Source organism: Vibrio ezurae NBRC 102218, assembly GCF_000467185.1.
GTDB classification, from domain to species: domain Bacteria; phylum Pseudomonadota; class Gammaproteobacteria; order Enterobacterales; family Vibrionaceae; genus Vibrio; species Vibrio ezurae.
Genome location: NZ_BATM01000028.1, coordinates 1 through 26,135, shown reverse-complemented (window position 1 = coordinate 26,135; position 26,135 = coordinate 1). Strand labels below are relative to the sequence as shown.

The following is a 26,135-nucleotide window of genomic DNA, read 5'->3' as shown; positions in this document are numbered from 1 at the left end:
ATAGAATTATGAGCTACATAGCGGTAAAATTACCAATCGATTTTGACATACCTATGTATCAATTCGCATAGATAAAACCAAAAAATGACAAACCAAAGGATCAGTTTGTCATTTTTTTGACATATACTTTATGTCATAGACAAATATGTAACTGCGAGCTAACTATGCAAAATCAAGATTCTGGCTATTGCTACTCTTTTCCTGCTGTTAGGGGTATCCAAGCGGGACGTCCATTTTACATTGCGACATGTCCACTTCGAATTATCCCTAAGATATTTAGTTACAACGAAGATGATGTTCCTCCTGAGCTAAGAGCTCAACGTACACTCAATAAAACCCGCATTCCTGACATGGTTAAGTATCTACTCGACAATCCTAAGGAATATGTGTTCTCAGCGTTAACTGCTTCTGTTGGTGTCGATATATCATTCAACGATCATCAAGGTGCTCCTAACTTAGGGACACTTCAAATACCGATGGATGCACAAATTTTAATTAACGATGGGCAGCACCGTCGTAAAGCAATAGAAGAAGCATTAAAAGAGAACCCTGATCTTGGTCAAGACAACATCCCAGTTTTGTTCTTTATTGATGAAGGCTTAGACAGAAGCCAGCAAATGTTTGCAGACCTCAATAAGTACGCTGTAAAGCCTAGTCCCTCACTTGGTACATTATATGACCATAGAGATCAAAGCTCTGAGCTTGCGCGTGAATTAGCAACCACAGTTAAACCTTTCATCGGTATGACTGAAATGGAGAAATCCAACATAAGTCCGAAGAGCAATAAGCTTTTCACTTTGAGCAGCATCAAACAATCTACCCGCGCCCTTCTAAGTAAGGGCCCTAAAGATGGCTTTAGTGAAGAAGAAAAACAATTAGCATTTGAATTCTGGGAAGAAGTGACTCGCCATATTAAAGATTGGCAAATGGTGATTGATAAACAAGTATCTCCAGCACAACTTCGCCAAGAGTACCTGCACGCACATGGCGTTGGTTTACATGCAATAGGTGTTTTAGGTAAACACCTATTGTGTCAAGAGCCAAAGCTATGGAAAGAAAAGCTTCAACAACTTGCGGATGTCAATTGGTTGAAAACCAATCCTGAGTGGATAAAACGAAGCATGAACCACGGAAAGTTGAGTAAGTCGAATATCAATATTCAACTCACAGCCAACGCATTAAAAATAGAACTTGGGTTACCTCTAACCCCAGAAGAAAAAGCTCTAGAGAAGCAGTTATCATGATACACGAGCTAAAATTGGCAGAAGATCTTGCCGAAGAATACCAAGAATTTATCAATATTGAAGAGTTCGCAAACAATAAACTCAGTCACTACGTGGCTGATGTACAACGCGTTTACTGCGCAGACAATCGCCCTTGGGTAATTGGCTATAGTGGGGGCAAAGACTCTTCAGCGGTTATGTCTTTGGTGTATATCGCACTACTTGGTTTAAAGAAAGAACAACGCCATAAGCCCATCTTTGTTGTTTCCTCTGATACCTTGGTTGAAACGCCTGTCGTTGTAAACCACATTAAAGACTCTTTAGCTGCAATTCAAAAAGGAGCGCAAAGAGACAACTTACCAATTACTTGTCATAAAGTGGTACCTAAGTCCGATCAAACATTTTGGTCAAGTCTTCTTGGTAAAGGATACCCAGCACCAACTCGTTCATTTCGTTGGTGTACAGAACGAATGAAAATTGATCCTGTTAGTGATTTCATCAAAAGTAAAGTATCGCAGTTTGATGAAGTCATTGTCGTTCTAGGATCTCGCAGCCAAGAAAGTGCGTCACGTGCTCAAGTCATTGCTAAGCATAAAATTGATGGTTCCCGTCTAGCTCGTCATACTACTTTAGCCAATGCATTCATTTATACCCCTATTGATACATGGGCTGTCGATGATGTGTGGAAGATTTTGCGCCTATGCCATCTAGAGACAAAAGAAACGCCATTAGGCACAAGAAATATCTGGAAAGATAATTATGATTTGGAATGGGAAAATCCTTGGGGTGGCAAAAACCTAGTTCTTTGGAATCTTTACAAAGATTCTTCAGGCCAAGGTGAGTGCCCTATGGTAATAGATGAAACAACCCCATCTTGTGGTAATTCTCGTTTTGGTTGTTGGACATGTACTGTCGTAACCAAAGACCGCGCTATGGAAAGTCTTATCCAAAATGGTGAAGAATGGATGTCACCGCTTCTTGAGTTCCGAAATAAGTTGTCAATGACTACAGATCCGGCCAATAAAGCAGAGTATAGAAACCACAAACGTCGTACCGGTAAAGTAAGCTACCAATACGCTAAAGAAGGCGAAGATATTGCAGTAGAGCGTAAACATGTTCCTGGCCCATACTGGTTAAAATATCGTCGCCAATGGCTCCGCGAATTACTTGAGCTAGATAAGAAATTTAAATCGGAAGGACGAGAGATTGAACTGATCACTGTCCCTGAGTTACACGCTATTCGTCAGGAGTGGATTCATGATCCAAACGAGCCTGATTGGGACGACTCTTTACCGACTCTTTTTAGAGAAATCTACGGTTATGACCTTGATTGGGTATATGACGATAACGCAAGCTTCGGTAAAGATGACGCACAATTAATCCAAGAACTTTGTGAACACTTTGATATAACACCAGAGATGATCATGAAGCTCATTGAGCTTGAGGTTTCTATGGAAGGTTTAAGTCGTCGTAGCGGTATTTCAAATAAAATCGCATCACTGTTAAAACGAGACTGGGGAAGCTTGGAAGAGATCAAACTAAAGCATGCTTCATTACAAAGCAAAGCTGAATTTGATATTCACCAAAACGAAATCGAGCGCTACAACGAGCAGCTTGCTGACCTAGATAAACAGCTTCAAAAAGAGTTTTAAATACTGAAATGTTGATTACAAAACTAACTTTAAACAACTTTCGCGTGTTTCGCGGGGTGCATGAAATTAACTTGCGCCCAGCCCCTGCTCGTCTAAGTAAAAACGGCCCGATTGAAGGGACAGAAAGACCAATTATTTTATTTGGCGGCTTAAATGGCGCAGGTAAAACGTCAATATTAACGGCGGTTCGCTTAGCCTTATTTGGACGCCAATCATTTAGCCACTTACTATCAAATGGCGAATATGCAGAAGCACTATCGGAGCTGATTCATAAAGGAGTTGGCCATGGTGGCGTTCAAGATAACGCCTCTATTGAGCTTGAATTCCAGTACAGCCAAAACGGTAAAGAGAATACGTATAAAGTAATACGTAGCTGGAAGCGAGGCAAAAAAGATAACCTCTGTCTTGAAAAAGATGGTTTGCTAATACCCGAACTAAACTACGAACAATGCCAAGGCTTCCTTAATGAGCTCATCCCAACAGGTATCGCAGACTTATTCTTCTTTGATGGCGAGAAAATAGCTGAATTAGCAGAAGATGAATCTGGCAGTGTATTAAGAACCGCTGTTCGTCGTCTACTTGGCCTCGATGTTATTGCCAAACTCAAGAGTGACCTTAACATCTTCTTGAAAAAACAAGGCTCAGCCGCACTAAGTCAGTCTTTAAAAGCAGAGATGAATGCGCTAGACGAACAACGTATAGGCCACGAGCGCAATGCAGAGAAACTGCGTGGCGAAGCTGACATTGTTGATACTCAAATCGAATTAGTATCACGTGATATCGTTCACTTAGAGAACAAACTGTCACAAAATGGCGGTGCTTGGGCTAAAACTAGGGAAGATGAACAACAGAAAGTTGAAAGTTTGCTAAGAGAAAAAGTCGAATTAGAAAAACAAATTCGAATGGAAATGGAAACAAATCTTCCTTTTTCTTTGGCACCAAAAGCAATGCAAAGGTTACAAACTCAGCTCAAGCAAGAGCAGAAAATCAAGAAGAAACAAAGTTTTGGCAACGAATTAGAGTCGTTCTTAGAAACACTTTGCTCTAAATATCCTAGCTTTGATACCGAGATTGCACAAAATGCAATCGCCGACAGTTTCAAGGCCCACGTAGGCAACTTAGACTCTACAGAACTTCTATTAGATATATCTGATCGCCAAGCAAATACCATTGATTACCAGATAACAAAACTATCTGAAGACTCTTATTCTCGTTTTGATAAGGCACGAGTGCGCCTGCAAAAGGTCGAAGAAGAAATAGACTACGCATCTAATAATATTGCCCGTGCTCCCGAGCAAGAGCAGGTACAAGAGCTATTTGCTGACGTACGAGCGTTAGATAAGAAAAAAGAAAAACTGATCGTTGAATATCACAGCTTACTTGAAAAGGCTAAACATGAGCTACGTCTGGCTCTAGACACTGCCCGCGTAATTCAAAAACTTCATGATAAACATAAAGATCAGTCCAATAAGGATCAAAGCGTTAGCAACGCTCAAAACTCTATATTGCTATTAGAAAAATTTGCTGAACAACTCACCAAAGCTCGTGTTAACCAGCTAGAAAATGAGGTTGTACAATCATACAAAAAACTGGCACGCAAAGAAGACCTACAGCTGTCTGCTTCGATTAATCCAGTGACATTTGACGTAGAATTAATCGATGAATACGATATTAAAATTAATCGTAAGGCAATGTCTGCCGGTGAAAAGCAAATTTATGCAATTTCAATTTTAGAAGCACTTGGACGTACTTCTGGTCGTAAATTACCAATTATCATTGATACACCCCTAGGCCGACTAGATTCACATCACCGTGATAAGCTTGTTGAGAACTACTTCCCAACAGCTAGCCATCAAGTTGTGATTCTATCAACGGATACAGAAATCGATAAAAATTACACTACCCTTATCCAAGACGATATAGCTCGTACTTACGAGATTTGTTTTGACGGAGCAACTAAGTCTTCAACGCTTAAAGAAGGATACTTCTGGAAAGAATCAACCAAGGAGGCTGTGTAATGCTACCTAACCGCATGAACTTAACCCGCACAACTGAAGAGCAGCTTAAAAAGCTAAAAGGTTACACGGGAGTTACGCCAAACGTATCAGCACGTATCGCTTTCTTCCGTTCAATTGAAAGTGATTTCCGATACCAAGGGCAAGAAGCAAAATTAGACGGCTCACTTGTACTAGATAAATACACTTGGCTTGGTGAGACTAGTGATGTGACTGAGCTAATGTTGAAGATGTACTACCCGGAGCTTGATACTAAAGAGTATCAACAAGCTTGGGCAGCACATGTTGAGGATGGGATTGCTTCAATTCGAACTCATAAATCTTGTCAAGAATTTAGTCGCTCCCTTTAAATAATTCAGTATAATTAGAATTTTAGCTATTGAGAGCTTACTTATTTCAATAGCTAAAATTATCATTTAGAATCCTCTATACTTATAAACAGCATAGCACTAAAATTTATCTAAAAGCTCTTCTTTAAATCGAGTCTGGCTCATCTTTCGGACATCTGACGTATCTTTATCGACTTTATATCCTCGGACATGGCTTTCCAGAATATCCATTTTATGCTCAATTGAAACTTCCGGAAATATCTGGTTAAGGTAAATAATATAATAGTGTTTGATATCTAAGCTTTCATATGATGAATTGTCATATGCGTGTTTGATGGAGTAAAAATCAGTCACAAGCATCTCAGATTCATCAATATCAAAATTTTTGTCACCAAAAACTATATTATAATTTTTAGTAAAAATACTCTTCTTACTACTTGTGGATTTTTCAGGAAAACCCTGCTTAGCATATAATAACTGACCAAATTTTATCATTGTAATGCTGCGTTCGTAATTCCCATCACCTTTACCCAGATCTCCTGACTTCCTAACATAATTAATATTTTTTTCTTTCAGGTATTTCTCTATTTGAATTTGTCTTTCATCAGAAGACTTAAGATCAGCAGGTGAAATAGAATTTTGGCTATTGGTGAATTCGGCAATCTTATTAATCTCTCCGGTATTTGATTTCCCCGTCATAAATATCCTTACAAGTACCTCACTTGACGGTAAATAGTCTGTTATGTGGTCTTCATGTTGTGAATTAAAGTTATGGATAGTTCTTACAGTTTGACCACCATTTAATACTTGGAAGTTATCAATTATTATTTTTTGCTTAGTATTACCGTTTATTGATTCTGTTTCGATACCTTGAGCAACGATTGTAATTCCATTGTTATACATGAAGAATTTTGAAGGGTTATCTTTTAATGTTTCTCTAATATTTTCATTATATTTTGATTTTTGAACAAATCCTCGAACATTGTCAAATAAGACACCGAAGTCAAGCTTTACATCACTTAACTCTTTATAATTCTCCAAATTATGATTATGCCTTAGATTTTTGTCATTACATGTAATCCGAACAATCTCACTACTTTTAAGCCTCGCAATATATGAAATTGAAGATGACAAGTCACTTTCACTATATGACATCAATGCATTATTAGGCAAAACTAAAGTCGCACTGATTGGTTCAGGTCTTATAGAAACCATTTCTGAAATTTCTTTAAGAGAAATAGCACTGACTTCTACATCAAAAGAATTAGCAATATTTTTAATATGCGGATCTGAAACATCTACGGTAGACATGTCATTGCTTACAAAGTATATTCGAGTTTTCCAAACTTCATTAGAATTATATAGTTTCTTTATTTCCTCTGCATATTCACGAGGTTTTCCTGAAAAATGGCCAATATCACCTTCAGCTAACGCTGTAATATATTTTAACGAAGTTGTCACATCATTTAATTTTTGTTTAGAGTCTATATTAAACTTTTCTCTATACTTAAAGTTAAATAAATTAACCACTTTCTCATCATCATCAATATATACTGCATCAATACCACCATCATCATCTTTATTACCTAAGATAATATGATTAAAGTTGGTATCTGTTATAAACCCTCTAGCTTCTTCAATATCATTCACACCATAAAGAATATCTAACATAAAAAAATAAAAACCAAACCTTGCTTGCTCTACTTGATTAATTATTGATATTCCTAGAACTCTTTCCGCTTCTTTATAACAATTAACAGACTTAATTCTAAGTAATTTAAAATCGTTAATATTAGCCATTTTCCGCCTTTATACTTATACAATTAATTTAGATAAAGAATAAGAATTAATTCTTCTAATCATTTGTAAAAAAATTCTTATCCACTTCAAATATTTTATAATTATTGGCAACTGCGACACCAAGACCATACTGTACTAATAACTCAGTTAATGATTCACCATTAATTAGTGTTATAGTCATATTCTGAGCAGCGTATGCATGTTGAGTAGCTTGATCTGTAAATTTAGAAGAGGTGAAGAAAACTCCTTTTCTAGCTCCTTTTATTGCCATAGCTCCAATAAAGTCCCTAATTTCAGAAGGGCTTACTTTATTATCAGCATAACGTTTAGCTTGTATGTATATTTTCTCTAGGCCAAGTTTATCTTCATTAATAATACCATCTATACCCTCATCACCTTTACCACCAACGACATTTCCAGAAGTGGACTGATCCCAACCATATCCCATTTTTAATAACAACTTGACAACTAAGAATTCAAAAAACTCAGGTTCAGATGACTTAATATGTTCTAATAGTTGTTCACTAACAGCACTTATGTGTGCGATATAGGCAGAATGTATCTTTTCCTCTGGAAGCTCATCTCTTTCAACCATATGGCCTGAGACGAGCTCCTTCTTTTTGCCATCCCAAACTTGGTATAAAGCATTTCTTGAACTTACTTGACCATTAACCTGCATGAATAGCTTTTTAGGGCTAGCACTCGGAAAATCTATACCATAACAGTGCTTTCTTATTTTGCTTCTAACAACAGCTTGAGGATCCTTAGCACCAAAAGAATAGTATGATCGGGAAACTATCTTTCTATAAATTTCCTTATGACCTAGCGGTTCTTTCGATTCTCTTAAAACTTTTGTTATGGCATCAGTTATCGTCATTAGACAATCCAAATTTAGAATAATATACAGAGCTTCATTCTATATAAATGTTTTATTGATGCATCAAATTGTAATAAGAAAAATCAAAAAGTGCGTTTTAAATCAAAGTTTTACTAAAATAACTCCCAAAACGCTCTATCTCTCATTGGCAGTATCTTCTTCGCTCCATCAATATATAAACTACAATGTTTCTCTAGCTTATTGATGGTTTCCATTAGCTTGTCTTGCTCAGCTTTTTCATTAACACCAAGCATGGCTTTAAGCTCTTGTGGGCGAATCTTTGCCACGCGGTGGATAACCCATGTCAGAACATAACTTGAGTAATCATTTTCACCCGTTTGGAAGTGTGTGATCTCTTGTGTTGAAAGAATGACACCTACGCCATATTCACGACCTTCCTTCAAGATCTTACGTAAACTTGGGAAGTTCTGAGACATGAAGTTATCTGCTTCGTCCACCAGGATCATCTTCGTAATTTGACGTAAATCACCCTGCACTTCAGGCTTACCTTTCTTCTGCATTTGCGAGTAGAAAAGGTCTAAGGTAAGTGCAACAACAAGGTTCTGGATCTCTGAAGGATAACCTGCAAGTTCAACCACCGTGATGCCATCAACCAAATCATAAAGGCTCATGCACTTGGTGTTGTCGTCTTCAAAAATCTCTAGCTCATATAAGCTCTCAAGTGCCGCATATAATGAGTCTTCATCTGGTTCCGTCTCAATAAACAAGTCCCACACCTGAGAAATAGTTGGGGCAGGCTTTGACCATGTACTTGGATCAGCCTTACGAATACCCGCTAACTCATATGCTTCGCCCACCAGCTTACGCAAACGTAGTTGTTGTTTTTGCCCCAAGCTAAATGCTTTACCCATAGTTTCTGAGAAGCCACGGGCTGTGTGCACAGGTAGCATTGGCGTGTTACCAAATAAGCTCAATGGATTATATGGCAGCTTATGAAGATTAAACTTCTTACCAGCAGTAGCTTGTTGGAATTTATCGTCAACATAGTCTGATTTATAGTCGAAAATAAGGATACCAATTGGTGCACTGTTTACATTATCGGTTTGATTGCGGTGAAGTTGGGTAATAACTGATTTAGTAAACTGGGTTTTACCCGTACCCATGGTGCCAATTATGCCCGTATTAGTATTCATAAATTTGGCGGTATTGGTTGGTTCCCAATTTAATGGTGCTTGTGTTAGAGCATTATGACCAAATAACACATTCAAGTTGTTGCTAGACTCAACCTTCAATGTCTCAACAATTGGAGTAGGCTTCTCTTTCACAATAGATTCTTTACGTTCAACTGACCTTTCGGCGTCAGACTTATCAATTACCGGTGCTGGTTTGTCTGTTGAAAGTTCAGATAATCCTTCTAATTGAGTTCCACCATTTAGCACATATTCACTTGGAACATGACAAAGCTTCACTACATCTAAATCACCCAGTACCTCTTGCAAAGGGGTTTCTACAAGACGAGGAAGTAGCCCCATAGGTAAATCAACCTTTAGAACTCCATCCATCATCTGGTAATCTGGTTGCAAGCAACTTGCACCCTCAAGGTGGCTAACTACAAACCCTTCTGGATATTCTGCTATTTTCGCCAGAGAATAATCACCCTTTAACCACTCTTCTTTGTTAGCCAATAGTGAATCAAAGTAATTGTCAGAAAATACGCTATACAAGCGGTACTTATCTATCTGCATTAAAACCTGACGCATAAATAGACCACGGTAAAGTTTACTCGCAAGATCATCTTCGCCTAATAGATCTTCACTCAAATAACGGAGTAATTCTTTAGATTGTTTTACCGCTTTTGTGTAGTTAGGTACTGAGCCGGTTTTTACTTCCACAGGCAACAGGTACATATTTTGGCCCTTGAAGCCTACAAGCAATACATCATCAGAGATTTCGCCTTTCTTATACCCTTGAACATTACGAGAAAACTCACTATCTGACATCTTGAGGCCGATATTACCCGATACTCGGATCATCTCAGCAACTGAAAGTGGTACCCAAGTAATATCAGAGTCGTGCACTAGGCTAGTCACAAACTTGTAGGCACCAATAACGCCTTTTCGCTCTTTATTGATGGTTGGCGCACAAGTCATCATTTTCAGCAACCAATCACCATTGAATGCATTAAATTCATTGATTTGGCCACCATCACCTTGCTTAATGACTTTTTCGAACAAATCTCTTTGTGCCGTTACAGTAATTGCATCGTAACTCGATGAGCTAGTGTACTGATCTGAATAATGAATCAATACCACATCTTCATTGCTGTGGAAGAAGTCCAATGTGACTTTAGGGTCAATAATAGTTGTCCAAATAGAGCTATCGTATGAACGCTCCAGTAACCCTTTAAAATCTTCACTTACCGCAAGTGCGACGGCATTTGCGCCGTGATATTGGGTGTTTGGTTTTAATGCAGGTTTTAATAGTGCGCCTACATACTTAGCCATCATTAAGTGTGGATGATCTTGATAATCTGTACCCTTTAAGCCAAAACCTGTGAAATACGAACCAGATTTACTTTCGGAAGCATCCCCCGTTAATAAACCGTCACATGCGATACCTGAAGCCATATCTTCAATAGCAATATCAGAGCAATCCACTTTGCCATTATTGCGGAAAAAAGAGAGATGAGCATAAGACTGCCCCTCTTTATCAGCCTGAGCATTAGTAAATTTGCTGTAAGTCAGACGTGTGCGAAGAATATCGATAATGGTATCTGCCACTTCTCGAATTTTCCCTTTATTCAACTCCAACCATTCTTTTAATTCATCATAGTTGGCTGTTTCGGCAAATCGGTCAAACGCATTAAAAGCCAGCTTATCGTCATATAGGTTAATATGGATAGAAGCGGCCTGTTCTTGGTTGCTACGGATATAATCCACTAGCCCCATAAATAGCTCATCAGCACTGTCTTGGTTGACTGCATTGATAATGATGCTCTTTTCTGAACCAGTAAAAAGTTGGCTAAATGCAGTTTGAAATTCACCGATTTTTTCTTTTACAAGCTTACGAACGAAAGTAAGTGAGCTTTTTTCTTGCGGTACACTCTTAATCCAAAATGAATTCTCTTTTACCTGCTGATTATACGCAAACTCATGTTTTGGATGATAAACATAGGGTAACAATCCCTTTGGTGACAAACGCTCAAACGTTACATCAGGCAGCTGTGCAAAGCTTTGGTCAGCACTGATTTCATTTCTTAAATTTAGATAATATGCCAATATCAACGGATGGAATGGTGAGTAATACTCTTCACCATCGGAATGCACTAAACCAATCTGTAATGCTATTTTCTGATCTTTAGTCAGCATACTGCCTGTTGGGATCGCTGAAAAATAGGCTAAACATGCATCAATGATGTTTTGTACAAGATTGGTAAACTCATCACCCCAGGAAACAAGTGACGGCGTGCTACGGCGTTTCTCTAGATAATCAAATAGTTCGGTATAAGAAGTAAAAATAGCAATATCAATAGCTTTTAATTCTTCAAGCTCAATAGAGCCATAGTCCGAGATAGAAAGCACTTTTTGATTAATAAACTCTTCTTCCCAACGAAGTAACTTTAAACGAAGGCCAGGAACGACAAATTCACTGTTATCAATGCCGACTTTACCTTTTTGCGAATAAAACTCGCCGTTATAAGCGTCTTTAAACAGCTTATGGTAGCGACCTCTATTTACTAATAACGGTAAACTCAAAGAATCAGTAGCCACTGCCCCTTCTACATTAAACTTGAGTTGGTTATCACCAGATCTAACTGAAAAATCAATTTCATCGGCTTCATTAGCTAAAGCTTCAAAGTCCACAACTGAGTAATTTGCTACATCAACCACCTGCTTCGCATCAGTTAATGAACAAGACAGACCTTCATTTGATCTGATTTGCAGTTTGTTCTTTTCCATATTCAACGTTAAACGTTGTTTCGCTTTTGCCGGCTCAACTAAAAAGATGTTTTTAAACGGTTCGATATAAAACTCACCTTTGCGAACGACTAAGCAACGAAAGTTATATACCTCTGATTTATTTTCACGCTTCAATGCTAAGTTAAAAAATAAAGGCTCGTGTTTATATGTCCCTTTTAAACTTGCACGTGACGTTTTCAAACCATTGTGAGTAGTAATTAGCTCATTGTTGTGAAGTGCTTTTGCTGGTTGAATTTTGAATTGGCTTTTATCTAAGTTACTTACACCTTGGAAAATCAACTTCAACTCAAAGTCGTTTATTCCTTCATCTAACTCAATGATTAAATGTCGATCACGCATGCCTGCTTTTGTTTCAGAGCGATGACGAGCGGTAATAGTCATACCTTCACTAACCTGCTCTTCTTCAAGGACAAGCTGTTGTTGTGCATTACGCTTTTTTTCTTGCAAATACGCTTCAAATTCGACGTCTTTCCAAGCGTCTGTTTCTGAGAAATTTTCTTTAATAAACTTCTCACCGAATAATTTCAAACGATCTTGAAGCTGCCCGCTAAAATGCTCTACCTCAAAGGAAAGGTCTTCATAAAGCGTACGGTTATCTTCTAAACGCTTTTTGATTTGTTTAGGATTACCTCTCATTTCAGCAACAAGAGGATCATCAAACATGCCAAGTTCATTAAAGCGTAAATCACCATCTTCAACAGCCTTGTAAAGAGACTCAAACCCAAACATAGTGGCACCATCTTCGAGGATTGCATCAAATTGGTCATCAAGCAGGCAATATGAAACATCCTTACCTTTGTCCTGTTGATCAATTAACCCCTTCATCGCCTCTTTGATTTTTTTGGCGCTCCAAACTTGTCCTACTTGGGCTAAGTCTTCCGCTGAGTTAATCAAAGTGTCCAGCAAACTATTATGAATAACCACCAGCGCACAGCCTTTCAAGTATCCAGACTGGCTAGCCACTTCATCACGTAAATGTGAGATATAGTTTTCTGTAAAACCATCAAATTCAGCAGGGTTCTCACTATGTATGATTGGCACAATTTTACAGCCAGACAATTCAATAAACGGCAGTTTAATGTCATTAGATGCATCAATACTGCTTAATGAATGCGCAACCATAGCCTGATATAGTCGCTTGCTATTTTCATTATCTGGTGACTTAAATTGATAGCGGAAACCAGCCTTAATGTGTGTTTTAGCATCCGCTAAAAACTGCTCTACTAGAAAGGTCTCAAATTGTTTTACGGACATAAACTGCGTCTCCACTATCACTCATGCGCTCTACATTTCCGATGCGCTCATAGAATTTAATTAGTTCTTGTTCTGTTTGTTTATCAACGAACACACCTCGCTGCTCAAAAGCGGCTATCAGTTCATAGAAGCGAATTTTGTCCTTTTCTCCCACAACTAAATTAGTCAATAAAATCAAGTAGTCTTGATTTAAAACCAGTACTCGACCACTGCGTCCTCGACTTTGAATGAAAGGAGAGGCAAGAGCTTTCTCAACTTCTACTACATATCTTTTATTGATATTAAATCGTTCACCAACACTAAACTGTGCTACTGCTAATTTCATTACATTGTCTAACCAATCAATTGCGGAATCTGATTCAATTAAAGTGGTATCTAAATTTCGCTGTGATTTAAATGCTCTAGCAAAGTTCTCTAATTTATCTTTTAGATGAAGGTATTTTGAGTCTTGGATATCCCTAGAAATTGCCCAAAGTGGTACTTTTAGCACATTCTTATCGCCGGACCTTGGCTGAAGAAGTTCAAGCATGGTTAACATTGGAAATAATCGAGTTGAGGACTCATTGAATAGTTTGTAACCATGGTTTTTAATATGAGTACGTTCGTTACTGGCACGCTCGTGATCCATAATGAAATACAATGGTTTAGCCACAGGCTTTTGACCGCTATACCAGTCCGTTAATGCTAGGCTCAACTGGGCTGTATAAGCAAATCCATAGAAGGATAGGAAGGCCTCTATTTCATTGAGTAAGTACTTAGGACGACGTGCCAAAAACTTAAGATCGTCACGAAATGCTTCCGATAGATAAGGTAAATAAGGTTCTTCACTTGCCTTTAGTGATGAGTCAGCTTTCATTTTATTACGTAAGGTAGAAAGCATTTCACGTTCAATAAAATTCAATTTGGCATCAAATTCTTCAACACGTGTATTCTGCAGTAGGTTTGTAAACATAGAAGCAACACGCGAGTCACCTGCTGAAAACTCACCTTTTTGTGCACGAAATAAAAGGAGCTCAGGACTAACTGTAAAAATGTCCTTATTATCAAAGTACATTTCTTTTAATACGTGCCAGAATTCATCTTCACCAAGTTTTTCTGCAAATGCTTCTTGGCAGTCAGAAACAAATTCTTCGTAACTATAACCTTCGACTTTTTTACGCAGCAAGCCTCGTAGTACCAAGCCGATAACTGCATTTACATCAAAGTCATTACCTTTAGTTCTAATTGGCAAGTAGCTACTCAAGCTATTTTTGTTGGGCACTTCCTCTACCGATTGTGGTAAATATGGATTAAATGGTTGGGTGAAATTATCCATTGTCATTTTATAAACCACTCACTTCAAAATATTCATTGTCTTCATTTATAACCTTGTAGCGCTTATCATCTTTCAGAATAAACAAAGTGTTTTTTTCGTTCGCTACGGTGATAATTTGCTCAATCACCTCGTCTAATAAAAGAACGGCATTCTTATCATGCTTATTTGGACGATACCCTTGGTTAATTTTTTCCAATAACTCAAGTAAATTGATACTGATTGGCATTGGTGAAAGAGAGTGTTCATCAATTTTTATATGTGCATTAAATGAACCAATTTTATTTACAGCTTGAGTTTTAATAGAGAAGAAATCTGGTTTTACCTCGAACTCTACGGCAGTTTTAAAGCCATTGTATTCAGAGATAAAAAACTGGTCTTTATCAAGTGACGGGGAATTACGATTACAATAACGATGTACTGCTGCTATTAAAGTATCTTTATAGAATCTATTGAGCTCTTTTTTCTGTGGAGCCGAACCATCAAATTCTCGATGTAGTAACCATATGTTTGCATATTTATCGACTAGCAAATTATCAAAATCTACCTTTAGTTCGTTGATATACTCATTTAAGAACTCTTCTTCATCTTTTAACAAGTAAACCATACGCAAATATGAAGCTGCGCTTAGCACATCAAACACACCTAGAGCTTTAACTTTATCTTTAAGCTGCACAAAGCCTTTATCTTCAATACCTAGTCCAAACTGAAGAACAAACTCATCCACCTTACGAGTATGAATATTGCTTGGATCAAAACTTTGAATATGCTCAAGCAATTCGTTATCTGCTCCAGAGAACAAATTATCAAATAAATAGCCATCACCCGCTAAAATCTGGAAAACAAAATCAAGTAGAGCTCGCGCCGTCAGAAAGCGATCTTTTATCAAACGTGTTTTCAATAGCAAAGTGATCACGTTTTTTTGAACGGAGTCTAAACCCAACAAAGCGTAATTGGCGGTAAGTTTGTTGTGCCCTGATTTATGTACTTCATTTTTATACAGTGCATAAAATGGGTTATCTAACGTTGAATCAGTTAATCGCGCAAGAAACCTAGCAGCAAAATCAGACGTGCAAGTCTCATGGCTCAAGGTAAACTTAGGGTACTGCTCAAAATCTAAGAATATATGATTGTCAGGAATATTAGTTGGTTGATGTTCTAGGAATGCTTTGATCGATGCTTTAATATCATTGTGTTGCTCTGCACCTTCTTCAGCATAATTTCCTAACATCCCAATATTAATGCCTATAACAAGCGGCTTATCAGTTTCTTTAAATTGGGCAAACCTTTCATCCAACGCATTTATCGCGGTCTGACAAGGATTAAAACTGTGCGTTGCATCAAGATGAAATTCATGAGTCGCTTGGTACGCTTTACTGTACTGCGTCAAGATTTCAGATTTACCGTCTCCACTACTACCACACAAAAATATGATGTCGTTTTTCTTAGCTGAAGTTAACGATTTTTTAAAGTCACTTTCTATGTCTGTAGTGATGTACATATAGCTTTTAAAATCAGCCAAAATGTCTTGGTTATGCTCTCTTTCTGTACTTACCGCATAAGGCGATGATTTAGAAAGAATACTTAGAGCTTGCTCTAATTTCATATTGATGTTCGCTCAACAGTTTTAGATATATAAATTGTACCAGTTTTTAAATTGCAATGACTTAGCTGTTCTCAATAATGATCACAACAAAATTAAATTTATGCCGGCTGCTAAAAAGAACAGCTACATAAGTGACTTATAAGTAGCTGCTCATCGTACTCGATTAGCCAATTATTCCAAGGTTGCTAACGTTTGATCGCCAAATGCAAACAACTTACTTAGGATTCGTTCTCCATCCATACGCAAGCCGTTGTGTTCATACTCATTCGTGATCCACGCTTGTGAGTTCGGGATTCTATTGAGCGTTTCAATGCTCAATGCCATTTCAACAAACATATCGTCGGCATACACTGCGCAGCTTAAAGGCACTTTGTTGTTTGCCAATACCTCTGCGTGATACAAAGGTTGCCAGTCGTTTTTATTGGCCAGTGTGTTTGCGGCTTCTTGCAGTGGTTGTAAGTTTTTATATTGCTCAAACATCCACGGGAATGCCATCTCGCCAGTGAAGTAAAACGGCTGCCCCGACTGGTAGTTAAATTGTGCATGATTTTGCCTAACTCGGTGCGCACTCCACTGCGAAGCAAAACCTTGGCAATAGATAGATTCATGCAAGATGGCATAGATAGGATTGGTTTGAAACGCTTGCTCTGAGAGCATGGCATTTAAAAATTCATAGCTTAGAACTTGCGATCCATTAACTTCGACAAAGGCGCTTTCTAGCAGATAGTAGGTGGGTAAAAAGGTGTCACTGACACCAAAATTAATACCGATTTGCTGAAATTGTTCCACTGTGAATCTTTGCCCGTTCGGCAGAAATTCTTCATGACTTAGCAAATGGTCGGCAATCTTCTGGCACAATGATTGTGCTAGTGGGAACTGTTTGAAGAACGCTTTATTTTTTTGCATTGTACGCTTGAACGTCGCTTCATAAACATCATCAATGGCACGGTCGATAGAGGGAATGCCGCCAGTGACATAACATTGTAATAAGCTATCTGGAAACAACGAAAGGTAAGTTAACGTACAAAATCCACCAAAGCTTTGCCCTAATGTCGCCCACTTATCGATACCTAACTGCTGACGAATGGTTTCCGCATCGCGAACGATATTATCCGCGCGAAAGTGCGTTAAATACTCAGCTTGTTGTTCGCTGTTTAGGTGCGCTAAAGTTTGATGAGTAATTACACTGCTGTGACCTGTACCGCGCTGATCAAGTAACAATACACGGTATCGTTGCAACGCGACTTTTAACCAGCCTGAATGCCCATTAGGTCTAGGCGATGGAAATCCCGGACCTCCTTGAAAAAACAGTAACCAAGGTTTGCTGCTGTTTTCGTCACCTAATAAACGCACTTCTCTGGCAAAAAGTGACAATGTTTGAGAGCTTTCATCGCTGTAACTAAGTGGCACTTCAAATGTATGGTTTTGATAACAGCAACCATCATTAATAAACGTATTTCCGAGCATGGTACTTCCTTGGATTGGATGATGCACATACCCTACTGATTGTTCGATCAATTTCCAAGTCATAGCCACAAGAAACTCAGCTTCTAACGTGTTAGAATGCCCCCGTTTTGTTTTGATTGCCTCAGAGTATTTATGCCTTCTTCCGCCAATTCCGTTATTGTCCTCGATTTTGAAACCACAGGTCTGTCACCCAATATGGGCGATAGAGCTATTGAGATTGGTGCGGTTAAGCTGATTGACGGTCAAGTGATAGACACCTTTCAACAATTAATGAACCCCGGTTTTCGCGTCAGTTCATTTATCGAAAGCTACACTGGCATTAGCAACAATATGTTGCGTAGCGCACCGAGTTGCGCCGAAGTGATGAGTGAATTTGCCACATTTATTGGCGATAGCAACATGGTGGCGCACAACGCCTCTTTTGATAAACGCTTTTTAGATGCAGAACTTGATTTATTGGGACTTAAATATTCGGGGCAATTTGCATGTTCTATGCTTATTGCACGACGCTTATATCAAGAAGCCCCTACTCACAAGCTCGGTGATCTCATTCGCTATAAACACATTGAACATGATGGAGTATTTCACCGCGCATTAGCCGATTCAGAAATGACCGCCAAACTGTGGATGGTAATATTAGAAGAACTCAGCCGCAGAGGCATTTCCAACCCAGAGTTCACCTTTATGCAAAAGCTGTCAAAAACCAGCAAAAATGCATTAGATTCACTCATTAGCAAGCACGTTAAGCTTACCAATAAATAATCCTCACTACCGCTGGTATCCATTCGTGAAGCTCTGCGCTTACGTAAGCGCCATCGTGCCTGAGTCTATATAAAGCAAGGGCTTCTTTACACTGTAAATAATAGTACTAACACCTCACCGGCAAAGGGTAACGCCGCAACATAAATAGTTGAAATGTGAGCCAAAGCCACATGAGACAAATTGACTAAGATCAATTTTTCATTCAGCATGGTGCTCATTATTTTTACACTCTGAGCCCCAACCTATCCATGAAGATCATTCGAATTATCTTAGGTAAGATTATCTTACTGCTTAATTTTCTTTTTTCACCTAAAGGCGTCCAGCGCACCACTGAAGCTCAGCAAAGTGCCGATACTAAGGCAAAAGACCTGACTTTGTATCAATTTGAAGCATGCCCTTTCTGCGTAAAAGTTCGACGTGAATTGAAACGTCAATCAATCAACATTGAGCTAAAAGACGCCAAAGATGACAGCCAAGCACGTGAAGAGTTGCAAGTTGGAGGGGGGCGAATCAAAGTGCCTTGCTTAAAAATTACCGCGGATGGCAAAGAAACTTGGATGTATGAATCCTCAGATATCATCACTTATCTGCAAAAAGAGTTTGCCTAGGCTTTATCCTCGCCTTTATTGCTGATTCTGCGAAATACGCATTTCCGAGTACTGCCTATCCGCTACTTTTAGTCGTGGATAGGTGCGATACATCGGATAACTCAAGTGCATTGCGCAACGCTTTTCGATAAACCCTTGTTCTACTTATAAAAAATCAACGCTGTTATCGAATATTTTAACCCACTACACTGAACCGCTATTTACTGCGATGGGTTTTTATCAGAGCACCTAACAAAAATGCAAGATAGCCTTACCTTGTATTTGAGAATTGGATTGCTACTATGGCGCACAAATTGCCGAGGCAGTTTGATTGCGGTTTAATAAAAGGGGGACTCTTTTTTAAACTAACGCGTCAGATCTCATCTGAGCTCACCCCATTTATAGACCTCATATCCTATGATACACAGCTTTTTTCAACGTAAGTTTTATATCCTTACGTCTCTGTATACTTTCACCGTCTTCGTCAGTAATGACTCTTTTTTACCGGCGATCCCAGAAATAGCACACTATTTTGGTTTTGCCGAAGGCGATTATGGCACGGTGCAACTCGGGGTTTCCGCCTTTTTATGGCTCACCTTAGCTTTTCAGCTAATTGCAGGACCGCTGTCTGACCGATTTGGTCGTAGACCGACCCTACTTCTTGGTGCAACACTGTTTATCGTCGCGAACTCGATGGTTACCTTCGCCCCCAGCATTGGTTGGTTCCTGTTTTGGCGAGCAGTGACAGGGCTTGCAATCTGCGCCATCTTTGCCGCGGCCTATGCCGCCATCAACGAACACTACACGAATGCAGACGCTATCAAAGCCCTTGGGCTCTCTGCCACTATTGTTATATTGGCGCCAATGGCTGGGCCAGTTATCGGTCTCGCTCTTATGAAAATCGGCGGCTGGAAATTTACCTTTTGGGCAAACTCTGTGTTTATGGTGTTAATTTTACTGTTGCTTAATGCGTATATGCCAGAAACACGTAAGCTACCAGAAAATGGTACAACGCCCTCTTTGCGCCAGAATATCTGGGCGATATTTAAGATGAGTCGAGAGCGTGATTTTTTACTGATCTCAATAAGCTCAGCGTTTTGTGGAGCGGCTTTTTTAGTGTGGATAACGGCGGGAGTGTCTATGCTGTGCTCCAACCTTGGTCTTTCAGAAGCTGAGTTTGTACTCTACAACATACCCGTGATGCTGGGCCTAATGCTGGGTAATTTCCTGTCCGCCTACATAACCAAAGACGTGCCTAAAACCGTCTACCGCATGATGTTTTGCTCTTCCGCACTCATTCCGCTGTTTGTTTTTTTAGGGTATGTACAAGTACACCATCAGTTAGCTTCAGAAATCAGTATTTTAACGCATTTAAGTGCGCCAATATTGTTTATTGTTCCCATGGCTTTATTTAGCTTTTTCCGTGGTGTACTCAACCCACCTTTAACCCAATTTATCTTAAACAAACAAAACACAAATAAAGGCTCGGCTTCTTCTTTTATGTCATTTATCGGGATCATAGGCTCAATTACGGGAGCAACCGTTGCAGCTAGCTTATCAGGTGCTGGTAACAACGCTTACTACTACACCATCTCAGCCTTTATCCTATGTGCGCTGGTTTTCTTTTTGTTGGCGGAGCGTAGTGTGAAAAGAAGTATAGTGACGATCTAATACCATTCGTACGAAGTAACGCCTCACTCAAGCTTGTTAAATAACAGCGTTAGAATTTTCGATTGTAGAATAACGACTTATCAAGAAATTCTTCCTTGTTCTCGAGCATTTTTTTGCGCTATTTCTGATCACTTATTTGGTGTAATGGGTGTCAATCTTTCATTAATCTAAATAAAAACCAGCCTCTTGAAGTCGCTCCCAATAATTGCTGTTCAATTATTGGGGCGACTTTCTTTTCAGGCTGGTTTTTGTATCTTCAGACTCTCAACTAGCTGTTGTGATGATGAGTCGTCGGATCCACTAAATGGTTGTCCATCTGATCATGAGCATTGTGGTTGCCGTTGTGGCTGCCTGTCTCAGTAAGATCATGTGGCTTAGTATCATGATGCTTGTCACCTTTATGGTCATGCTTATCCTCAAGTGGATTCGCAAACGCATCATGCCCATGATGCTGTCCATGGTTAGGGTCTTGGAAATCATCGGCCAGCGGATTGTGCGCAAAGTGCTTCTGAGTATGAAGATGATCATCCCCATGCTTCTTGTGCTCAACCTTCACCTCTTTTGCATCGACACCAACCATATTAAGGTAATGGCTAGCACCATCTGACACACTCGCGCCTTGCACATGACTTGCCACAGGAGCAGGAGACGCAGCTGCGGGCACGTCTTGATGCTGATGTGTTTGCTGCGTAGCATGAGCTTGCACCATATCTAGGTATGGGTTACTCGTTGTCGCGACATCATGCTGCTCTGGTGCTGCAATGGTGACTGTAGGTACGTCATCTGGCACATCACTTTGCTCTGGCGCGGTAATAGTTACCGTTGGTATATCTTCTGGCTCATCACTTGCACTTTGAGGTGTCGTTTGCCCGACAACGTCGTTTTGTGGTGGTGTACCTATCAATATCTGATCGTTGGTAAATAGTTGGCTAAGTACATCACTCGCTTTACCACTGTGGTGTAACACTGACTGAGCGGTTACCCCCTCTAAGGTAATGCTGGTTAGATGTGCACCAGAACCATGCGTGATGACAAGGTTATTGTGTCCGTCAAAACTTGCAACCAATTCATTTTTTGACGACACCATACCTCGCATGTCTAACACATCACCAGGATGGACGATCTCAGAATGAATTTTGTTACCATTAGTTTTTGTACCAACTACTACATCTTCGGTCCATTTCACTTCAAAGTCTTTAACCGTATCATGACCTGTATCACCATCACGCCAAACGAAAGTATCACTTGAACTGCCACCATCGAGCTGATCATCGCCTACTCCGCCACGTAGTGTATCTTCACCGCCCTCACCGAACAGTTCATCATTCCCTGCGCCACCGTTGACGATATCATGACCTTCTCCAGCATAAACCGTATCATCGCCGCCCTTCGCATCAATTACATCAATGCCCGCAAGACCCGAAATATGATCACCGTGCTCGGTACCATCCTTGTGTACAGGCTGTTGAATTTCCCATACACCATTTTGATACGAATAGAACACACGCTCACCTTGTTTCTGTGCTGCTTGTTCATGCTGGAAAATGGCGATCTTATCTGTCGGATCTTCACCAAGAACAGGGAAGTCAGTATCACCGTGCTTACGCATCTGCACTTTTAAGACTGCGTCGATAGAAGCGTCCCAATACAGAATTTGTATCTGATGCTGGCCTGCATCTAAATGGAAGTGGAAGTCATCTGCACGAGCCGAGTGCACTGAATCCACTTTGCCTACTTGCATGCCATCGATGAAGAGTACAAAACCATCATCTGAAGTCACTTTTAGGTCATACTCACCCGACTCAGCTACGGCTAACACGCCCGATAGTTTAATAATTGCATCTGTGGTTGAACCAAAGCCTGAAGTGCGATGGGAATCAGGACCATCAGCTTCATGACCACCATTGCTATGAGCGATTAAAGTATGACTGTCGGTATTTTGACCAAGAGGTCCATCTAAGAAATCTAGCATAGCAACCTGCGTAGCGTCGCCATGTGCATCAACATGATCACCCGCTTTGACATAAACACCTTGTTTAAGATCTTGATGGTTTTTATCATGTAAATGGTTCAGATCGGTATTCCCTAATCCCCCCTGACCTGCGCTATTAGCTGTCTTAGCTCCTTTGAAGTGATCTCCTTCTTCCAGTTTATAATCTAATTGGTTAGCGACAAACGTTGCGTCAGGATTGCCCTTCCGATCCGCAATAACATGCTCAACTTCGTCAAGATTAGCAATATTGCCATACTTAGCATCGTCGTCATGCTTGTACCAATTAGGAATGTACGGCTCTACTTTATCGCCTACATATCTATCGTTATGCGCCGTTGGGTGGTCGGCATCATCGGGGACGTCACCAATTTTTCCACCAATATGATCATTATAACCATAGTAGTCACCCTTAAGACCTTTATCCTGATCAGGGATAGCTTTCGGCGCCGGTGGCGTGGCTGTTTTTTCATCTGTATAGCCATCTACTGCCACAATCACCGTGGTAGGCTCGCCTTTGGTACCAGAAGGGGGAGTCACGGTAAAGCGCTCTTGATTACCATGAATTGAATGCTCATCTGTGATCTGATATTCCCACTGGCCATTCACAAATTTGAGTTCACCTTGATGACCAATATTATCAGGGGTCGCTGTACCACCCTGTGCCAACTCCGCAGGTACACCTGTTAACGGTACATGCTGCGTATGAATAGCATCTTTATCCGTATGATGACCTAAACCGCCTTCTAGATGCAGCACTTGAAGCTTGGGCACATGCACACTAGTGAGCTCATTATGGGTGGTATTAACCCCGTTGTGATCATTATGTTTCTCTCTGCTTGTTGCTCGAACGGTGAGATCAAAGGCCGATGTAATGCCTCCACTGGTTGGAACATGCAGTGTCACATCATCAAGATGCGACGTATCTAGATCCCAATGGCCATTTTTTGCATCGACTTTCTGTCCTGACTGCCACAGTTCTGTATTAAGAGGCAAGCCTTTCGTATCAACCTGAACACTCAGTTTTTCACTACTGTCTGTATCTGTCAGTGCTGAGGTGATTTTCAATTCATGTTCTGTATAAGCTGACGAACCTTTGCTTTTAGCGTGATAAGTAACATCCCCCAAATCTACCGATAAAGTCGGTTTATCTGCAACCGAATCAACTTCGATCTTCAGTGTATGCTGCGTTGAATCGTCATTATTTGCATTATCACGCACATGATACTTAAGACTCACATTTTCATCTGAATTTGATAAAGGAACGAACTTGAGAGCGCCACTGCTAATATCACCACGATCAATCGCTTGATGTAGTGTCACCGTATGACCATTTAGCTGTAGCTGACCTCCTGCTGGTAATTCATCAATCACTACATAGCCTGTATCAGCAGCATTTGAGCCATCAGCATCATGATAAGTACCAAAGTCAGTCACTGTCAGCGTGTGAGAGGTGTCTTCATTTGTTGAGAAATGGCCGTCAGTGGCTGTAGGTGGCGTTTGCAGCGTCACATCCATACTCGTGGTATGTGTTTCTTCCCCTTGCGCCTCTTTAGTTTCCAGTCTGGCGGTCAATACCAGATCGCCTGTATAGCTGTCAGGTATTTTAATATGTAGATTTTTCAACTCTGTTTGGTTTAGGCCAGATAGATCCCAATGCTTATGACTGCCACTGCCGACAACACTAATCTCAGCACCTTTCGCGGTATACAAGTGCATATCATCATGTGCTTCAAGGCTTAAAGTGTGCGTTTCAGAACCATCGTTATCATAGCCATGGGCAGACAGATCCACAGCATAACTGCGTGTGTGTGTCGCCGGTTTTGCCCCGCCCGATGCCGTTGGCTTAATTGAGTGTGTCTGCAAATTAAATACTGGCTGTGACGCATGAGCATGTAAGCTCACACTTAGGTGATGAGAACTGCTTTCATGCCCCTTTGCATCCTTAATATGGAAGCCAATATGACCCGTCATATCTGCTTTTGCCACTTGTGAATCAGGTACAAACTGCACATGACCGTCTTTAATATCCGCTACCGATAATTCAGTATTCGCTTTAACCGCTTTCCCATTTAGCTCGAGATGACCATTATTAGGTAATGACTCGATGACAATGTGAGCATGAGCTAAATCCTCATCTTGTGGGCTACCAAAATCAGGCAATGTCATAGTATATGGCGCTGTGCTAGACGGAGAGTGGTGCTCATACAAGGCTAATGTCGAATCAGATGTCGTTGGATCAAGATCCACTGTATAAGGGTGCTTAGTTGTACTACTTGCAGTATTACCCGCGGCATCCGTTGTATCAATCTTCGCAATGACCAGTGTATCAGTTTTTAGATCGGAACCTGCGACAGGAATTTTATAATGACCAGACGCATCGACAACGCCCGTTACTTTATGATTGTTAACTGTCAATGTAACAGTATCACCATCAGTAAAGTCACCCGTAACTTTACCTGAAACAAGAACTTTACCACCCGCTTCACTTGTATCAATTACATTATCTTGCGTGATTGGATCAATTGTAATTGTTACTGAGGCAGATGTGTTAACAGTGACATCTATCGGCGTGCCGATTGCTGTATTACCGTGCGCATCTTTCACTTCGGTGTGCAAAGTATGCTGACCGTCTGGCAAAGCTGTGGTATCGGTATGGAAAGTCCATTGTGTGGCACCATTGCTACCTGCTGTTGAGCTAAAGGTACCTGTAATGATATTACCAGCTGCGTCTTTAACCACCACACCACCGTTTTTCGGTTCAACATCTGGATCAACAGAGCCCAGATTAAATATGAGCTTGCCGTTGGCATCACCATGGGTGATGTTATCTGTGTGACTTGAACCTGAATCCGTACCATCGGTTAGATCGAGCGTCACAGGCGTAATATCGGTATCAACACTAAAGTGGCTATTGGCCGGTTGAGTAAAGGCATTCCCTGCGACATCTGTACCTGTCACCGTTGCTTTTACTTGACCAGACGTCACAGCATGACCTTTGCTATCTGTCGTAAACTCACGGCCATCAACATCTAAATTAAAGACATTGCCTTTTTCGACCAACACATTGTTGTGCGTATGACCGTTGATCTCAATGCTAACGTGATCACCCACACTAGCATCTCCGCCAACCGTGCCTGATACGTGAATATTGCCTTTGGCATCCTTTTGGTTGATGGGATTTCCACCATTGATGCTATTAATGCTGATACCTGCATCCGCATGCAAATCCGTTGTTAAGTGACCGTCAGTTACAGTCGCAGGGTTGCCTGCTGCATCACTTACTGAAGGGGTGATCTCAAGCGATGCGCCATCTTTAATACCAACAAGATCGGCATGGGGCACAGTCAATGTCCACTGGTTGCCGTGCACTTCGATAGGTGCACCTGAACCCGCGTCGCCGTATTTATGACCATTGAACTCCACAGTGACATGCTGACCGTCTTCAATGCCCTTGGTGCTACCACTAATGACCAAGTCTTGTCCTTGCTCTGCAAGGTTTAGGACGTCATCTTTATTGACTGTGAGGCCAGTATTGACTGCAATGGTGCCTGCCTGCGTATCGACACTGAATTGGCCATTGTGTGTCGCACTTGAAGTCGATCCCACTGGCGCTGTACCTGATATCGCTTGAGTAAATGCAGATTGA

The 26,135-nt window shown here is 40.4% G+C and carries 14 protein-coding genes; 7 read left to right on the top strand and 7 right to left on the bottom strand.

Features of this window, described 5'->3' with window-relative positions; genetic code table 11:
* Positions 1-164: 164 nt before the first annotated feature.
* From dndB to dndE, 4 genes are read left to right on the top strand one after another with little or no spacing between them, the layout of a single operon-like run.
* Complete coding sequence (gene dndB, locus VEZ01S_RS10075) at positions 165-1,244, top strand: DNA sulfur modification protein DndB (RefSeq protein ID WP_021713939.1); 1,080 nt, start codon at positions 165-167, stop codon at positions 1,242-1,244.
* Positions 1,241-2,875, top strand: coding sequence for a DNA phosphorothioation system sulfurtransferase DndC (locus VEZ01S_RS10070; protein WP_021713938.1), 1,635 nt, complete (start codon positions 1,241-1,243; stop codon positions 2,873-2,875). Before dndB ends, VEZ01S_RS10070 begins: the two co-directional genes overlap by 4 nt.
* 8 nt (positions 2,876-2,883) lie before the next feature.
* A complete protein-coding gene (gene dndD / locus VEZ01S_RS10065; RefSeq protein ID WP_021713937.1) occupies positions 2,884-4,893 on the top strand; it encodes a DNA sulfur modification protein DndD in 2,010 nt (669 codons plus the stop codon).
* On the top strand, positions 4,893-5,240 hold the full coding sequence (gene dndE / locus VEZ01S_RS10060; RefSeq protein ID WP_021713936.1) for a DNA sulfur modification protein DndE: 348 nt from the start codon (positions 4,893-4,895) through the stop codon (positions 5,238-5,240). The genes dndD and dndE overlap by 1 nt, the downstream gene beginning before the upstream one ends.
* 99 nt (positions 5,241-5,339) lie before the next feature.
* Here the strand turns inward: dndE and VEZ01S_RS10055 are convergent, their stop codons facing one another.
* The 6 genes from VEZ01S_RS10055 to VEZ01S_RS10030 form a co-directional block, all read right to left on the bottom strand.
* A complete protein-coding gene (locus VEZ01S_RS10055; protein ID WP_021713935.1) occupies positions 5,340-7,019 on the bottom strand; it encodes an AIPR family protein in 1,680 nt (559 codons plus the stop codon).
* A 55-nt stretch (positions 7,020-7,074) separates the two neighbouring features.
* Positions 7,075-7,896 carry a restriction endonuclease gene (locus tag VEZ01S_RS10050; protein ID WP_021713934.1) on the bottom strand — a complete coding sequence of 274 codons (822 nt, stop codon included), beginning with the start codon at positions 7,894-7,896 and terminating at the stop codon, positions 7,075-7,077.
* 113 nt (positions 7,897-8,009) lie between these two features.
* A complete protein-coding gene (dptH, locus tag VEZ01S_RS10045; protein ID WP_021713933.1) occupies positions 8,010-13,091 on the bottom strand; it encodes a DNA phosphorothioation-dependent restriction protein DptH in 5,082 nt (1,693 codons plus the stop codon).
* Positions 13,072-14,412, bottom strand: a complete 1,341-nt coding sequence (dptG, locus tag VEZ01S_RS10040) for a DNA phosphorothioation-dependent restriction protein DptG (protein ID WP_021713932.1) — start codon at positions 14,410-14,412, stop codon at positions 13,072-13,074. Before dptG ends, dptH begins: the two co-directional genes overlap by 20 nt.
* A gap of 1 nt (position 14,413) precedes the next feature.
* On the bottom strand, positions 14,414-16,009 hold the full coding sequence (gene dptF, locus VEZ01S_RS10035) for a DNA phosphorothioation-dependent restriction protein DptF (protein ID WP_021713931.1): 1,596 nt from the start codon (positions 16,007-16,009) through the stop codon (positions 14,414-14,416).
* 171 nt (positions 16,010-16,180) lie between these two features.
* Positions 16,181-17,476: an alpha/beta fold hydrolase gene (locus VEZ01S_RS10030; RefSeq protein WP_021713930.1), complete on the bottom strand. Its 1,296-nt coding sequence runs from the start codon at positions 17,474-17,476 to the stop codon at positions 16,181-16,183.
* Between the two features lie 132 nt (positions 17,477-17,608).
* Between VEZ01S_RS10030 and VEZ01S_RS10025 the strand changes: the two genes are divergently transcribed.
* The 3 genes from VEZ01S_RS10025 to VEZ01S_RS10015 all read left to right on the top strand — a co-directional run bounded on the left by VEZ01S_RS10025 (position 17,609) and on the right by VEZ01S_RS10015 (position 20,496).
* Complete coding sequence (locus VEZ01S_RS10025) at positions 17,609-18,238, top strand: 3'-5' exonuclease (RefSeq protein ID WP_021713929.1); 630 nt, start codon at positions 17,609-17,611, stop codon at positions 18,236-18,238.
* Between the two features lie 248 nt (positions 18,239-18,486).
* A complete protein-coding gene (locus VEZ01S_RS10020; protein WP_021713928.1) occupies positions 18,487-18,846 on the top strand; it encodes a glutaredoxin family protein in 360 nt (119 codons plus the stop codon).
* 396 nt (positions 18,847-19,242) lie between these two features.
* Entirely contained in the window at positions 19,243-20,496 is a 1,254-nt protein-coding gene (locus tag VEZ01S_RS10015; protein ID WP_021713927.1) for an MFS transporter, read from the top strand.
* 268 nt (positions 20,497-20,764) lie between these two features.
* Here the strand turns inward: VEZ01S_RS10015 and VEZ01S_RS10010 are convergent, their stop codons facing one another.
* A complete protein-coding gene (locus VEZ01S_RS10010) occupies positions 20,765-26,095 on the bottom strand; it encodes an Ig-like domain-containing protein (protein WP_217994656.1) in 5,331 nt (1,776 codons plus the stop codon).
* Between the last annotated feature and the right edge of the window lie 40 nt (positions 26,096-26,135).